Source organism: Sphingomonas rhizophila, assembly GCF_014396585.1.
Classification (GTDB): domain Bacteria; phylum Pseudomonadota; class Alphaproteobacteria; order Sphingomonadales; family Sphingomonadaceae; genus Sphingomicrobium; species Sphingomicrobium rhizophilum.
Genome location: NZ_CP060717.1, coordinates 1,958,716 through 1,973,257 on the forward strand (window position 1 = coordinate 1,958,716; position 14,542 = coordinate 1,973,257).

Consider the following 14,542-nt stretch of genomic DNA (forward strand, 5'->3'; position numbering starts at 1 on the left):
AGTTCCTAGCGCGCGAGCAGGATTCGTGCCTGGCCCGAAATCTGCGCGAGCATCGCCGCGCTGACGTTGCCCGACAGGCGTGCCCGGTCGATCAGCGCCCGGAATTGGGCGATGCGGCGCGGATTGCGCTCGACCCAGCGTTCGACGCTTTCGTCCGGATCGCCGCTACGCGTCCGGCCCAGGAATTCGATGCGGAGTTGCTCGAAGTCGCGGGTGAGTCCGGCGGTCAACAGCCGCTCCCACTGGTCGGTCGGGGTGAACCGCGCCGTCTGTTGCTGCGCCCAGTCGAGGCCGAGCACCTCGCCGAGACGCGTATAGGCACGTGTCAGGGTGAAAATGTCGAAATCCTTGGCCGCGCCGAGCGCGACCACGCCGAACGCACCGTCGAGCTCGTAAAGCCGCACCAGCGCATCCACCACCGGCTTGTCGGCCCCGAGCTTTTCATAGGCGTCGCGACGAGCGGCCGCTTCGCCGCGAACTTCGGCGCGGATCAGCGCGTCGGTCCGGTCGGAAATCCGGTCGAGACCCGGCGCCAGCACTTCGAGGATCTTCGAAACGCTCGTTTCGCCGGCGGCGGCGCGGATGATGTCGCCCAGATGCGCGCGCATCGACCGGGCGGCGGCGGCGAACAGTTCGATGCGCGCCGTTTCCGGAATGCTCGCCCGTTCGATCCGCTGCCACAGGATCGGCATGTCCAGCAGCCGTTCCGCGACGAGGAACGCCGCGACGACGCCGGGCAGGCCGACGCCCTCCTCCTCGGTCAGGTCGAGCGCGACGCTCGGCCCGAGGCGGTTGACGATGCGGTTGGCGACCTTCGTGGCGATGATCTGGTGGCGCAGCCGGTGGGCGCGGATCGCGTCGCCATGTGCCTTGACCATATCGTCGGGGAAAGCGGCGAGCAGTTCGGCTTCCATCACCGGTTCGTCGGCGAGCTTCAGTTCTTCTGCCGCGCCCTGCAGCGTCAGCTTGGCCATCGACAGGACGACGGCGAGCTCCGGCCGGGTCAGCCCGCGCTGGTCGACCGCGCGGCGAAGAAGCGCGTCGGACCCTTCCAGGCCCTCCACCTTCCGGTCGAGCCGGCCGCTGCCTTCCAGCATCTCGATGGTGCGCACGAAGCCCGGCAGGCCCTTGGCGCCCTGTGCCTCGGCGATCGAGAGGGCGAGGCTCTGCAGCCGGTTGTCTTCCAGCACCAGTTTCGCGACGTCGTCGGTCATCTTGGCGAGAAGGACGTTGCGCTTCGCCTCCGTCAGCCGCCCTTCGCGCATCTCGCGATTCAGCGGGATCTTGATGTTGACCTCGTTATCCGAGCAGTCGACGCCCGCCGAATTGTCGATGAAGTCGGTGTTGATCCGCCCACCCATCGCCGCGAATTCGATCCGGCCGGCCTGGGTAATGGCAAGGTTGGCGCCTTCGCCAATGACCTTGGCGGCCACGTCGCGACCGTCGATGCGCAGCGAGTCGTTGGCCGGATCGCCGACCTGCGCATGGCTTTGCGCCGACGACTTGATGTAGGTGCCGATGCCGCCGAACCACAGCAGGTCGACCGGCGCCTTCAGGATCGCGGTGATCAGCGACGTCGGGTCGGTTTCGGCGACGTCAAGGCCGAGCGCCTCCTGCGCCTGCGGCGTCAGCGTGATCGACTTCTGCGAGCGTGGGATGATCATCCCGCCCTTCGACAGCAGCTTGCGATCATAATCGTCCCAACTGGACCGCGGCAGTTCGAACATGCGCTTGCGCTCGGTCCAGCTTTTGGCCGGATCTGGATTGGGATCGATAAAGATGTGGCGATGGTCGAAGGCCGCGACCAGCTGGATCGCCTTGGACAACAGCATACCGTTGCCGAACACGTCACCCGACATGTCGCCGCAACCGGCAACGCGGACCGGGTCGACCTGGACGTTGACGCCCATTTCGAGGAAGTGCCGCTGGACCGAAATCCACGCGCCCTTCGCGGTGATGCCCATCGCCTTGTGGTCGTAGCCGTTCGACCCGCCCGAGGCGAAGGCATCGCCCAGCCAGAAGTTGCGGTCCAGCGCGATCGCGTTGGCAACGTCGCTGAACGACGCGGTACCCTTGTCGGCGGCGACCACGAAGTAGGGATCGTCGCCGTCGTGGATGACGACCTTTTCAGGGTGCACCACCTTGTCATCGACGATGTTGTCGGTGACCGACAGCAAAGAGCGGATGAAGATGCGGTAGCTCTCCGTGCCTTCGGCCAGCCAGGCGTCGCGATCGGTGACGGCGTTCGGCAACTGCTTCGGGTAAAATCCGCCCTTCGCGCCGGTCGGCACGATCACGGCGTTCTTGACCAGCTGCGCCTTCATCAGCCCGAGGATCTCGGTCCGGAAGTCGTCGCGCCGGTCGGACCAGCGGAGGCCACCGCGAGCGATCGGGCCCCCGCGCAAATGGATGCCCTCGACCCGCGGCGAATAGACCCAGATCTCGCGATAGGGGATCGGCGCCGGAAGGCCCGGGATCAGCTTGGAATCGAACTTGAACGCCAGCGCCTCGCGCGCCGCGGGCGAGAAGGCATTGGTGCGAAGCGTTGCATCGACGACCGAACGCATCAGGCGAAGGATGCGGTCGTCGTCGATGCCACGGACGTCGGACAGCGCCTCGTCGAAGGCGGCGGCACTGCGCGCAATCGCCGCGCCGCTGCCGCCATTGCGCGACGGGTCGTGGGCCGCACGGAACAGTTCGATGAGGGCAATCGTCGCCTTGGGCGCGCGCCGCAACGCATCGACCACCGTACCGAGGCCATAGGCCACGCCGGTCTGGCGAAGGTACCGGAACCATGCGCGGAGCAAGATCACGGCCTGCGCATCCAGCCCTGCGTACAGCAACAACTGATTGAACAGGTCGTCTTCGGCCTCGCGGCCAAGCACCGATGCGATGGCGTTTTCAACCACCTCGGCATTTTCGAGGATGCCCTCCTCGTCCGCGCCGGCGGGAAACTCGAGCTGGAAGTCGTGGATGAAGCCGAGGCCCTTGCCAAGCTGCGTCGGAAGCTCGTCAATCACCCGGAAACCGAAATTCTCGAGCACCGGCACCATTTCGCTGAGCGGGATCAGCGCCGCCTTGCGATAGGTATTCAAATGCAGCTGGCCAGCGACGTTGGTGCTGCCGCGGTAGAGACGGACCGTACGGCGATCGCCGGGCTCATTATCGAGACCTGCCAGGCGCAGGATATCCTCGGCTGCCTCGGCCGGCCGGATCGCTGACCGATAGGCGCTCGGTATCGCATCGAGGTAAGTGAACGCCAGTCGGGTCGCACGGCCGGTGCCGACGCGGTTCGCCAGTTCGGCTTCCACCGCCGGGGCCCAGCCCCGGACCATCTCGACCAGGCGCGCGTCGATCGCACCAACGTCGGGGGTCTTGAAGCCGGGGCCGCTGCGCATGGTGAACCGGATGAGCGCAAGATCGCCGTCGCCGAGTTCGACCGACCAGCTGGTGATCGGTGCGCCCGTGGCGTCACTGAGCAGGCTCGCGATTTCCAGGCGGCGGGAGGTCGTGAGCTCGTCGCGCGGCAGCCAGACGAACGCGTAAAGGTGCCGTTCGAGCGTCGAGGACAACAGCAGCAACGTCGGCCGCGGACGGTCGGCGAGCGACATCGCGGTGGTCGACGCCGCGCGCAAATCTTCGAAATCGACAGCGATCATCAGATCGTGCGGAAGCGTCGATACGGCGTGAGCCAGCGCCTTGGCGCCGTGGCTCGACGGTGAGAAGCCGAATTCGCGATCGAGCGCGGCGAGACGCTGGCGGAGGATGGGAACTTCTTCCGCAGGAGCGCGCATGGCGGCGCTGGTCCACAGGCCGACGTGAACGGACAGTTCGTCCACACCCCGGCGAACGACGACGACATCGAGCGGGACGCGGCGATGGACGGGCGAGACCCGGTCGGCCTTGAGCAGGAGAAGCGCACGGCGGGTGCGATCCATGTCGGCAATCGCACGTTCCGCCAGGGATTCGTCCCACAGCAAGGAATCGCGGCGAAGGATGCCCTGGCAGTCACGGAACTTGCCGTCCTTCCGGACGACGGCGTGACCAAGCAAGGTGAAATTGTCGTCGGCCAGCCAGTCGAGCAGTGCTGCACCTTCGGGGCTTTCCTCACCGATCGCGCGAGCGTCGGACGCCATGTCGGCGACCATCGCCTTCCAGTCGGCGACGGCGAAGCGGACGTCGGTCAGGACATCCTTCAGTTCGGCCACCAGTTCCTGGCGAGTGCGAGCGTCGGCCCGGTCGAGTTCGATGTAGATCATCGATTCGACGGTCTCTCCGTCGAGCGATTTCAGCGCACCGCCCTTCGACCGCTCGACCCGAACGATCGGGTGGAGCAGGCGGTGAATGGTCAGGCCGCGCGCGGCGATGGCGCCGGCAACGCTGTCGACCAGGAACGGCATATCGTCGTTGACGACCGCGAGCCGCATGCGGCGGTGGCCGGCTTCGCCGCCGGTCGACAGGAGCTTGAGAGCGATCTCGCCCGGGTCGCGATTCTCGGCGACTTCAGCGACGAAGCGGGCTGCCTCGTCCTGGTCCTGTGGAGAAAAATCGTCCAGTTCACCGGGTAGGGCGTTGCTCAACAGCGCTTTCTGCAAGGCGTCATGGAGTGACGCTGCCGCGCGCTTCTGGCCTGTCATGTATGCATGCTCCGCAAGGGTCTCGCGATGGCGCGGGGCCTAGTCCCGAACCCCTGGCAAGGCAACAGCCGTTGGTCGATCCGGTCGCGGGTCAGGCGGCGCGGCGCAGCAGTTTCTCGAGCGTCGCCGGATCGTTGACCAGCGCCACTGCCTCGTGAATCCCGTCGGCGTTGCGGCGGGTGATGACCAACGCGAATTCTTCGTTGGTCGCCAGGTTGGCCAGCGCGATCGGCGCTGCACCGCGCAACTTGTCGCGGCCCAAGTCGGCCTTGTCGACCACTGTTTCCTGGGGACGGCGCGCCTTGCGCTCGGCGGCCACGAGGCCCTTGAGACCACCATCGGCCCTTCAAGGAATTTCTCGAAACCGCCGAAGTCGACCTGGTTGCGTTCGGCATTCGACAGGGCGGCGGCGAACTCGGTCAGGCGCGCCTTGTCGTAATCGACGCCGAAGACGAGCTTGACGATAGGGGTCATCGGCGCGCGGGCTTGCGCTTTCACGCCGGCATCGTCGAGGATCTCGGCATAATCGTCCGGCACGCGGCGGGCGGCGACGGCAAAATCGTAGGCCATCGCCAGCGCGCGATAGAGCGCGACGCGGCTGCGTCCGTCCTGCGCCTTGCAAACCTCGGCACTTTCGCGAGCAGCGCTGAGGCGGTCGGCGAGGCCGGCATCGTCAGCGATTGGGCTCGTCACCGCCTCGTCGTCGTGGAGCGGCCCGTTCTCCCAAACCATGTGCGGCGTGGCGGGGACCTCGTCCACGAGGTGCTCCGGCTCGGCGGCTGGATCGCTTTCCTCGTCGACTTCTTCCTCGAGATCGAGCGGCGGCAGCGCCGGGCGGATCACCTCACTGACCTGGTCGGCCTCGCCCGAATCTTTCCAGTTGATGACGCCGTAGATGAAATCGATGGTGTCGCCGTCGCTGCTGAACGGCATCAGGATGCCGCGGTAGCAGATCGAGTGGCCGCGCTGATTCACGAATTCGGCTTCGAACCCGACCGGCGCGCGGTTGGCGATGATCTGCATATAATGATCGGTGAGGCGCGAGAGCAGCGATCGGCTGGGCACGTCGGCGATCGACTTGATACCCTGCTCGGCAAGCCCGCATTCCTCGCGGATCGCGGTGCCGATATAGGACGTCGCCGGATTGGCCTGGCCCGACGTGAAGTCGAGCAGCACCGAGTGCTGGCTGAAATCCTGGAGCCCGTTGGGATCGAGGTCCTCGATCGACGGATAGTCGCGGCCGTGGAGGAGCGAGCACCAGTAATTATAGGCGCGCACGTGCATCCGCCGCTCGTCGGAGCCGATCGCCACCGTCACTTCATCCGCCACCGCCGGTTCGGCAGTGGGCGCATCGAACGCGCCGGAATGATCACGATAACTGTCCATCAACCACTGGCCCCCGGAAAACTCCGATTTCGCCCCATTTTGCGTGGGAAGCCTTGCCAAACCGTTAACCCTATTTGTTGGCGCCGGACGGGCTTGTCGCGGAAACAGCGGACGTGTAGGGGCGTGCCCGCACCCGGCCCACGGCCGGCAGGGCCGCTTTAGCTCAGTTGGTAGAGCACCTCATTCGTAATGAGGGGGTCACAGGTTCGAGTCCTGTAAGCGGCACCACCCTCTTTGCAAATTCGCAGACTGGCACCGCGAGGTGCCTCAGGTGGCACAATCTATTGCGTGGTTTCCGCGACATGTGAGTCCGCGGTTCGGATCGTCTTCGCACAGAGACCATTCTGGCGCGGCGAATAGCCCGGGAACAGGTGCCATTCTCTAGTGGCCTCTTTTGCAGCCACCAGATGCAGTTCTGGTCCTAGCTGAAGCCGAGAATGCGGCGCTGACCTGGCCAATCCAGTGGTAGGTCGGTGACGCGTAGCAGTCGCCGACCTGTGAGTGACGGCGGCTGTCGTCCTTCGACAATGGCGGTGACAATGTCGGGAGCGAGGAAGCTGATACGGAGAAGCTGCCAAAGGTGCCGCTTGCTGTAGTGGGAGGTCATCTGATCTGTTTTGCTCGAGAAGAGCGACTTGCGTGCGCTCATGGCCAGCGCGACCAGCTTGAGAAGAACCGGGTCCGGGGCTCGCTGGCGATCGCCACTCTCCAGAACCACTTTCAGCTCGGTTCCTCGACGGACAGTCCGAACCGGCAGGCGGATCACGGTCTGAGCTTCGTCAGCGATACTGAGGCACAGCTCCATCTCTCCGAGTTGTACTTTCACTCCACGTTCAATCAGGACCTTGCGTTGCGTAGGAATTGAGAAGTCAGGGAGTTCGTCGGCAAGCTCGCGGTCAGACATCAGCTTCCCCGGTTGGCAGGGACGTTCATGCGACCTGAGCCAGTCACAGACTGCAGCCATCGCGGCACTGTCGAGCTCGTTTGCCGGCACTCGCCAGGCATGCTGCTTGTCCTCGCCTGGCCTCAATCTCGTAACATAGTAACGGTGTCGCCTGCTCCCTTTGTGGGTGGACACGGGTGTCATCGGCCGTCCCTCAGGGTCGCTGATCATTCCGGTTAGCAGACTGGGGTATCGCGTCTGCTTCCCAAGTTTTCGATCATGGCGATTGGAAGCAAGGATTTGCTGAACTTCGGCCCAGTCTCGCTCCGCGATGATGCCGTCATGCTCGCCATCGTACAGCTCGGCCCGGTAGGGCACCTTCCCTGCATAGATCGGGTTCTGCAGCAGCTGGGACAGTGAACCCCGCTGAAAGTGCACACCGCCGGCGATCCGTCCGTTACTGTACTGCCGAACCTTCGTCCTGACGTTCTGTTGCGCCAGCTCTTCGGCTAGCTTCGTCACTGACCGCAGCTCTGAGTAGCGCCGGAAGATCGAGCGGACGATCTCCGCCTCATCGTCGTCCATGAGCAGCTTGCGGTTGCCCAGCCGATATCCAAGCGGCACCGGGCCGCCCATCCAAATGCCCTTCTTCTTCGAAGCCGCGATCTTGTCGCGAATACGCTCGCTGGTGACCTCCCGCTCGAACTGCGCGAACGAAAGAAGCACGTTAAGCGTCAGCCTGCCCATGCTGTTGGTCGTATTGAACGCCTGCGTCACGCTCACGAAGGAGGCACCGGCCTTGTCGAGTGTGTCCACGATCCGGGCAAAATCGGCGAGGCTGCGCGTGAGCCTGTCTACCTTGTAGACGACAATCACATCGACCTTGTCGCGGGCCACGTCCGCGAGCAGTTGTTTCAGTCCCGGTCGGTCCATGTTGCCGCCCGACCAGCCGCCATCGTCATAGTGCTCGTGGATCTGTTCCCAGCCTTCATGAGCCTGACTAAGGATGTAGGCCGCACAGGCTTCCCGCTGCGCATCGAGACTGTTGAACGCCTGCTCCAGCCCTTCGTCGGTCGACTTGCGCGCGTAAATGGCACAGCGCTTCGTCGTCATCGCTTTCGCGGCGCTTTACGAGCCTTGAGATCGAAGAATCGCGGTCCCGACCAGTGGGCGCCCGTTATAGCCGAGGCCACCTGAGTAAGGCTGCTGTAGTAGCGACCTTGATGTTCGTACCCGTTTTCGAGGACCACTACCTGGTGCATCGTACCGTGCCATTCGCGGACCAGTCTGGTCCCGGGTCTGAGTGAGATGCGCTCGTTATCGACCGCAGACTTGCCGGCACTCAGGCGCTTGAGGACCGCCTCGATCTCCCGCCGCGCGTGCGGTGGGAGATCTCCATGGATGCGGGACTGTCTCTTCCACGCGATTCCTCGACGCAGGAGGTCTGGGCCGATCTCCGGCGCCGGTTTCCGCCAGCACTTTCTCCACTCTGCCCGGAGTTGTGCCGGAGTCATGCTCTCTAGTTCCCTCGGCTTTCGCTCGAAGCTACTCACTCGTCGGCTCCGGGGCGCTCTCCCGACCAATGCGGTAGCTGGTTGTTCCGTCGGGGCGCTCCTCCCGCAGCACGCGTTCTTTCTTGCGCATGGCGGTGAGGAAGGCGCGGCAGCTGTGCGGTTTCCACTGGGTCGCCTTGGCAATTTCGTGGAGAGTTGCGCCCTTCTTGCGTGAGAGGAGGCGTGCGACTGTTGCTGACTTTGTCCGAGGTTTTGTTGAGGTTGGCACGGTGGGTCTCCTTGCGACTGGTGCGGAACTGCACCTTTGCACTGACCCAAGCCGCTGAACCTCAGGTTCAAGCGGCGTTACGCGTTTAGGAGGACCAGCAATGCTCGGCGTGGCGCGGTAGTCCAGTAGAAAATGGAAGGCGCCGAATGTCCGCTTTGCGCCAGTTGCCGACGTTAGGCCTCTCCTACCCAATGCTCGCAAGCTGCCATTGCCACGCCGAACTCTTATTCAGCGGGTCCTAGGTTCGAGCCCTCTTGCGTCCGCCGTCTTTTTCCCAGAATCTAGCCGTTTATAATGGCCGATATAGCGGTCAGCCTGTGGCTTGGTCTCCATCTTGGTCTCCACAGTCACCATTTCGGTCACCACTTGCCCCCTTTGAAGCGACTGGAAGCTGCGCGATCACGAAAGCGGGGCCTTCTACGTAGATTCTAGCTTGTTAGATTTGCGAACAAATAGAGAACATACTTGTCATTCCTCTCAGAATGAGGCACCTTGGTCGAAAGGAGCCTGTATGGACTTGGACCCGCAAAAGGTACTGCTAGCGGCCTTTCCGCTGGATGATGTGATCGCCGCGCTAGATGACTGGTGGGCAAAGGAGAAAGAGGATGCAGCACTGCCTGACGATCCTCCGGCCCAGCCAGACATTATGAAACCAGAGGTAGAGATCGATTCGCACCGTGCTGTCCGGGCACTAATCACATTGCAGGAAGTCGTGAAAATCGAAATCCCGGAATCAGTCATCAAAGAAGGTGGTTATGATGATTTCGACGAGATGAAGGCCCACCTGGTTCCGCAGGTGAAGGCTCTCTTTGATAAAGAGCGGGATAAACAGGAAAAGCAGCATGCCTAGCAACCAGACAGATGGCAAGATTGCCGCACGCATCAGGGAAGCCCGAGAGTATCTCGAACTCAACCCAGAAGAGTTCTCCGAGATGCTGAGCCTCACTTCAGCGGAGCTACAGGCAATCGAAGATGCTCAGTCGCCGGTGAGTGCTGCGCTCCTAACGGAGATTGCGAAAGTAGTCGGCCGAAGCTTGGAATTCTTCACTGGAGATGTTTCAGCGAAGGAGGCATCGGAACGGACTGACTTCTTGGCGCGAGCAGCTGAAACCTTGTCTGAGCAGGACATCGGAGAACTCCAGCGCTTCGCAGCGTATCTTCGTTCGCGGTCGCAGAGCGCCGCAGCTTGAATCTGGAAGTCCGGCGTGCCCGGCTAAAGGGTACGAGAGAAGCTGAACGAATTCTTCAAATTCTTGATGCTCGCCCCCGTCTTTTTGAGACGCGTGAGCGGGTAGATGTTTTTGATGCCTTGGCATGGTTGGATGTTCGGGTGCTATTCAAGCCACTGCAAGGCTTGCTCGGCGCTTACATTCGCGGCGTTCAGCCGGGTGCGCTGATCAGCACACAGCGACCTCAATCCGTCCAAAGATTCACGGCCGCTCATGAATTGGGTCATGCGATACTGAATCACGAGCCGAGCCTGGATAGTCCGGAAGTCCTTCGACGCGCTGCATTTAATCTGTCAGCACCAAAGAGAGGCGGCTTCGCATCGTATCTTCAGGAGATCGAGGCAGATGCATTTGCCGGCGCGTTCTTGCTCCCGACGTGGCTGATTGCGCATCACGCACGTAAGCAGGAGTGGTCTCGGAGCGATCTCGGAAAGGCCGAAGTTGCATATCAGCTGGCCCTTCGGTGCGGCACAAGTTTCCAAGCAACGGTTTGGGCTTTGGAGCGCCATAAAATCATCGGGTCCGATGATCGCACGCGTTTGCTTAATGTGAAGCCGAAGAAACTCAAAGCCGACCTAAAGCACGAGCCGCCAGTTGCGGATACCCGTGCTGATGCCTGGAATCTGTCTCAGGCAGACGCTGCGTCTGATTTGGCGGTTACGATTGGCGACACCGTGACGATTAGCCTTGAACAGAAGGCAGGCGCCGGATTTTTGTGGGAGTTGGCCAAACAAGCGTCTCAACTAGCCCAAATCGAGGACGGTACGGCCTTGGAGATTGACCTAGTTGGTGGTCCCAGCGTGCGAAGCTTTCTATTCAAGGCATGCGAGTCAGGTACTGCTCAATTGGTATTCGACCATTTGCGCCCTTGGGAGAACGAGCCAATCGAGCGAGCGTCTTACTCGATTACCGTATTTGAGCCTGAACAGGGTTTGTCCCGTGCAAATCGGGCACGTTTGATTAAGCAAAGTCGAGGAATACGTGGCCTCGACGCCCATTGATCCCGAAATACTAATCGACCTGGGTTCTGCGCGCGATCAAGGCAGTCGACCAACATGCCTTTCGTTTGCGTTGAGCGATGTCCATCGTAGCAGACTTGCGATGGCTGACTTGCTTTCTCCAGAGTCACTGCATCGGGCGGCCGCTTATATTTCTGGGCTGCCTGTCAGCGAAGCGATGTCAGTTAACGGTTGTCTCGCCGCGCTCGACACAGAGGGTCAGACGACCGAGACCGATTGGCCCTACAATTCGCCAGCTAGTGTAAATACGACAGCCAAGTATTTTACTCGAAAAGGCTATTTCGAAAAATTCGACGCACCATTAATTGAAGCGCTTGTGCGAGCCGGCATGCCGATAGGCGTCGTTCTCAACATCGGCTTGGAATTTTTCCGTGTGACGAATGACATGCCATTAGAAGTAACTGATGCGCTTCCCGTTCAGGCTTGCCATGCGCTCATCATTTCTGGGTTTCGCACAACGAGCGGCAAGTGTTATTTTAGGCTGAAAAACTCGTGGGGGCCAGGTTGGGGAAGAGATGGTCACGCGTGGGCTTCTGCCAATTATCTTGCACTTCGGTCGCCGGGCATCATAAGACTTACGTAGAATTATGCGCAATTCCCTTGCCCTCGATGATCAGCCAACAGTCGCGCGTTCTTGGCTTCAGGCGGTAACCGCCTTGGAAAATAATGGAAATCGAGCTTATAACTTAGTCTATTCGGTTACAGAACCATTCAGTCTGCAGCCGGCAGACAAGACGGTTATCCGAGAGTTCAATTCGTTTGCACTTGCGCACGGACTGCACTCCACCGAGACGGTCGCTAACACCATCTTTCCGCTCGATACCTACCTGAGCCAAGGGCCAGCGGCGTTCTCCGACTACTACCTTGATGCAATCTACCCAAAGGTCAAAAAACAATGGGGAACCTACTTTGAAAGAATGGTGCGCCGCCACAATGACGATGGCTCGGCAATGCAAAAGGATGGCGGTCTTCTAAATCCGCTCGTTCGACTTGTTGAGAAAGTGAAGCGCCGTGTCGAGGGAAACGGCAAGACAACCACGCATTACGAGTTGTCCCTTGATGAGCCGTCGCTGGACTTGGCCACGTATGATCCTCATCACGATGGGGCCTATCAAATTGGAGGCCCGTGTTTGAGCCACGTGTCTTTCAAGATTGACGGATCGGGAGAGCTGCGCCTCACCGCCTTCTATCGATCGCACTGGTACATAGCACGTGCACTGGGCAACTTAATCGGACTGGCAAGGCTGCAAGCATATGTTGCCAAGGAATCCGGTGCGCCATCGGGACCGATGACAATTGTCGCCTCTGAAGCGGTATTGGACCTTTCGGGTACTGGGCGTTCAGCCGCACAAACCCGCGCGATGTTACAGACCTGCAAAGACGCCCTGGCCGCAGTTTAGAACAATGTCGTCCCAGCTTCGTTGGGTAATAGGCCGTGAAGCTTTTCCATAGACGAAATGAATTCGCGCTGCCCACCGTAACTCGGGTGCCGAACTGCCTCATGCTCAAATCCCAGATTACTGAGGGCTTGGGAGGCATCGTTTCCTACAGCAATTAGGCGCGGTCTCCCAAACCTCTCCACAAGTGCATGGATCGCCCAGGCCGTCGCTTCCCGCTCTTTCACGGTATGAGCGCGATTGGTGAACGGATTTTCTGGTTGGTGAGGATGAAATGGAAAGGCATTCCAAAGCAGCGGTGTGGTCTTAAGCCGCATAATGACCGACCAGATAACGGCGGCAGTTCGTTCCTTGACCGCCTCCCACGCGTTGCCCTCGCGATGGCAATTCCATCCTTTGGAGTTGGGACAGCGGCCAACATGGTAACTTCGTCCGTCAACGCTAGCCCGGTGCGACGTCCTCCCCGGTAGCCTAGGTCCCTTCCGAACCAAATGCTCTCGATCGTGTTTTCATGCCTCGCGTGCAAAACCGCGGCTAGATTACGCCTGCGGATTGCTGGTGCATTCTCTAGGTCGAACACCTCACATCGATCAGCGTAGGGATTGAAGACGTTGCTCAGCTGCGTCTCCGACAGGTGTACGACAAAGTCCGCTTCCCAGCTCACCGCTCACCCAAACCTTCAAAGAAAATGTCGCGCTGGACCAAGTCCATCGTGACGCGCCCACGCCGCTCAGTCGTCAATTGACGAAACACCTCGTAGCCCCGGAGAATCGCCCTTTCCCAAGCCCACAATGGCTGATCGTCGACCTCATAGCCACGGACAAATTCCTTGATCGTAGAAAGCAGCCGGTAATCGACACCCGTAGCGCCAGCAAATAAATGCGGCTTGGCGTGATTGAACACGAAGGTTGAGATCCCTTCTTCAATCAGGATCGCACGCGCTCCATCCTGATTCTCGTCTAAGATTGGGTGGCTCTTACGCTTTACCTTCAGCAAAGCGCGCAGCACCGGCGACCAGCCAAGGATCGCGGCGTAGGCAATGTGAAAGACGTCGTGAAATCGATAGTCATCCTGAACGTCGATGTTGTCCGTTAAGGGATCCCCGATTTTGATCGTGAATACTTTCTGGACGACGAATTTTTTAGCGCCAACCTCAACCTCGTCGAATTCAAACGGCAAGTGCTTCGGTATGCGCTCGTCGGCGCTAATGGTTCCTCCGTCCGGAGCGGGCCTGTCATCGTACAGGGGCAGCGGTTTGCGGCTAACCGGAAATCGAGACAGGCTCTTTGTAATGTTATGACCAATTGCCTGGTCCAGTCCAATTTCCGCCGACGCGAATGCAGCAAGAGTGGATCGCAGCGCAGCAGCAGCCAGATCGAAGAGGCGCGGATTATTGCCCACATTCGCAAGGTTGGAAGCAAGCGCGCCAGCGTGCTCGCCGGCATGAAGCCAAGGGTCACCAGATAGGGACTCGATTGACTGAGCGTATTTGGCAATCACAGTGAATGATGTACGCTCATCGACCCGCCGTCCAAGTGCTGCCGAAAACAATTCGCTCAATGGGCGTGCCAACGAGTGCGCGAGAGCTCCGAAGTACCAAAGAAGATCGCCCGCTTCTTCGACAAGCGTGTCGCGAAACGAAATGTAACTAGGTCCTTCCCTGACTTCCTTCTTAATTTCGCTCATCAATGAACCAAGCTCGCCAAACACCCCAAGACGGCGATCCGAAGCGCGTCGGAGGAAGGGCGGCGATCGGTCCGCGTGATTTGGAGCGTGAACTCCTCAATGGTGTGGGAGGCGGCCATTCTTAACCGCGTGAATATCCATTGCTTCGAAGCCTGTGAAGCGCACAATCACGGTTAAGGGGATTATTCTACGACGCCTGCCTCAATTCCCGGTCTGGTTTGACGCCGCGGCCTTCGGCGTGGCTATAGCAACCAGCTTGGGCGCTATTCCCTTCGCGCAACCAAAAGGCGTTCTGCAGCGTCACTAGCAATTGTCGGGCATTGAGAGGTCCAACACCGATCCCAATCGCTTGGTCGTATTGCCGCCCGGTTCTCGCTTTCGGTGTAGAAATAAAAGGCGACCAATCCCATTCCCACTAAGATTAGGTTCGTCGAGTTAGCGGGCGGCGCTCCCGGCTTGCGAGTGAGGACGTCTTCGGTAAGCAATACTCGGCGATAACCCCCAGCCATCGCGAGAGCGTAAG

General features: G+C 60.5%; 11 protein-coding genes and 1 tRNA gene. 6 read left to right on the forward strand and 6 right to left on the reverse strand.

Annotated features, from left to right (window positions below; all coding sequences use genetic code 11):
* Nucleotides 1-5: 5 nt before the first annotated feature.
* Together H9L12_RS10035 and H9L12_RS10040 are read right to left on the reverse strand one after the other, a co-directional pair.
* The gene (locus H9L12_RS10035; protein WP_187541618.1) at nt 6-4,637 is read right to left on the reverse strand and encodes an NAD-glutamate dehydrogenase; all 4,632 of its coding nucleotides are present in this window, start codon (nt 4,635-4,637) and stop codon (nt 6-8) included.
* Nucleotides 4,638-4,676: 39 nt separating this feature from the next.
* A complete protein-coding gene (locus tag H9L12_RS10040; protein WP_187541619.1) occupies nt 4,677-6,023 on the reverse strand; it encodes a PAS domain-containing protein in 1,347 nt (448 codons plus the stop codon).
* A gap of 152 nt (nt 6,024-6,175) precedes the next feature.
* Here H9L12_RS10040 and H9L12_RS10045 point away from each other — a divergent pair.
* Nucleotides 6,176-6,251: transfer RNA gene (locus H9L12_RS10045), tRNA-Thr, on the forward strand.
* Nucleotides 6,252-6,444: 193 nt separating this feature from the next.
* Here H9L12_RS10045 and H9L12_RS10050 read toward each other — a convergent pair.
* The 3 genes from H9L12_RS10050 to H9L12_RS14495 are packed head-to-tail and all read right to left on the reverse strand — an operon-like array spanning nt 6,445 to nt 8,730.
* Nucleotides 6,445-8,019: a recombinase family protein gene (locus H9L12_RS10050; protein ID WP_187541620.1), complete on the reverse strand. Its 1,575-nt coding sequence runs from the start codon at nt 8,017-8,019 to the stop codon at nt 6,445-6,447.
* Nucleotides 8,016-8,420: a DUF2924 domain-containing protein gene (locus tag H9L12_RS14490; RefSeq protein ID WP_187541621.1), complete on the reverse strand. Its 405-nt coding sequence runs from the start codon at nt 8,418-8,420 to the stop codon at nt 8,016-8,018. The genes H9L12_RS10050 and H9L12_RS14490 overlap by 4 nt, the downstream gene beginning before the upstream one ends.
* Before the next feature lie 31 nt (nt 8,421-8,451).
* Nucleotides 8,452-8,730, reverse strand: coding sequence for a DUF3489 domain-containing protein (locus tag H9L12_RS14495; protein ID WP_425506777.1), 279 nt, complete (start codon nt 8,728-8,730; stop codon nt 8,452-8,454).
* 469 nt (nt 8,731-9,199) lie between these two features.
* Between H9L12_RS14495 and H9L12_RS10065 the strand changes: the two genes are divergently transcribed.
* From H9L12_RS10065 to H9L12_RS10085, 5 genes are all read left to right on the forward strand, one after another.
* On the forward strand, nt 9,200-9,538 hold the full coding sequence (locus H9L12_RS10065) for a hypothetical protein (protein ID WP_187541623.1): 339 nt from the start codon (nt 9,200-9,202) through the stop codon (nt 9,536-9,538).
* On the forward strand, nt 9,531-9,878 hold the full coding sequence (locus tag H9L12_RS10070) for a helix-turn-helix domain-containing protein (protein WP_187541624.1): 348 nt from the start codon (nt 9,531-9,533) through the stop codon (nt 9,876-9,878). The genes H9L12_RS10065 and H9L12_RS10070 overlap by 8 nt, the downstream gene beginning before the upstream one ends.
* Nucleotides 9,875-10,918 carry a protease inhibitor I42 family protein gene (locus tag H9L12_RS10075; protein ID WP_187541625.1) on the forward strand — a complete coding sequence of 348 codons (1,044 nt, stop codon included), beginning with the start codon at nt 9,875-9,877 and terminating at the stop codon, nt 10,916-10,918. The genes H9L12_RS10070 and H9L12_RS10075 overlap by 4 nt, the downstream gene beginning before the upstream one ends.
* 100 nt (nt 10,919-11,018) lie before the next feature.
* Entirely contained in the window at nt 11,019-11,519 is a 501-nt protein-coding gene (locus H9L12_RS10080; RefSeq protein ID WP_187541626.1) for a C1 family peptidase, read from the forward strand.
* Between the two features lie 4 nt (nt 11,520-11,523).
* The gene (locus tag H9L12_RS10085; protein WP_187541627.1) at nt 11,524-12,336 is read left to right on the forward strand and encodes a thymidylate synthase family protein; all 813 of its coding nucleotides are present in this window, start codon (nt 11,524-11,526) and stop codon (nt 12,334-12,336) included.
* A gap of 657 nt (nt 12,337-12,993) precedes the next feature.
* Here the strand turns inward: H9L12_RS10085 and H9L12_RS10090 are convergent.
* Nucleotides 12,994-14,019 (reverse strand): pyrophosphatase, encoded by a 1,026-nt coding sequence (locus H9L12_RS10090; protein WP_187541628.1) that lies wholly within the window; start codon nt 14,017-14,019, stop codon nt 12,994-12,996.
* Between the last annotated feature and the right edge of the window lie 523 nt (nt 14,020-14,542).

What these genes read in the sequence shown, in the direction of transcription:
- H9L12_RS10035 (WP_187541618.1), bottom strand. Translation starts at nt 4,637, where the DNA reads ATGACAGGCCAGAAGCGCGCGGCAGCGTCACTCCATGACGCCTTGCAG.
- H9L12_RS10040 (WP_187541619.1), bottom strand. Translation starts at nt 6,023, where the DNA reads ATGGACAGTTATCGTGATCATTCCGGCGCGTTCGATGCGCCCACTGCC.
- H9L12_RS10050 (WP_187541620.1), bottom strand. Translation starts at nt 8,019, where the DNA reads ATGACGACGAAGCGCTGTGCCATTTACGCGCGCAAGTCGACCGACGAA.
- H9L12_RS14490 (WP_187541621.1), bottom strand. Translation starts at nt 8,420, where the DNA reads ATGACTCCGGCACAACTCCGGGCAGAGTGGAGAAAGTGCTGGCGGAAA.
- H9L12_RS10065 (WP_187541623.1), top strand. Translation starts at nt 9,200, where the DNA reads ATGGACTTGGACCCGCAAAAGGTACTGCTAGCGGCCTTTCCGCTGGAT.
- H9L12_RS10070 (WP_187541624.1), top strand. Translation starts at nt 9,531, where the DNA reads ATGCCTAGCAACCAGACAGATGGCAAGATTGCCGCACGCATCAGGGAA.
- H9L12_RS10080 (WP_187541626.1), top strand. Translation starts at nt 11,019, where the DNA reads ATGGCTGACTTGCTTTCTCCAGAGTCACTGCATCGGGCGGCCGCTTAT.
- H9L12_RS10085 (WP_187541627.1), top strand. Translation starts at nt 11,524, where the DNA reads ATGCGCAATTCCCTTGCCCTCGATGATCAGCCAACAGTCGCGCGTTCT.
- H9L12_RS10090 (WP_187541628.1), bottom strand. Translation starts at nt 14,019, where the DNA reads ATGAGCGAAATTAAGAAGGAAGTCAGGGAAGGACCTAGTTACATTTCG.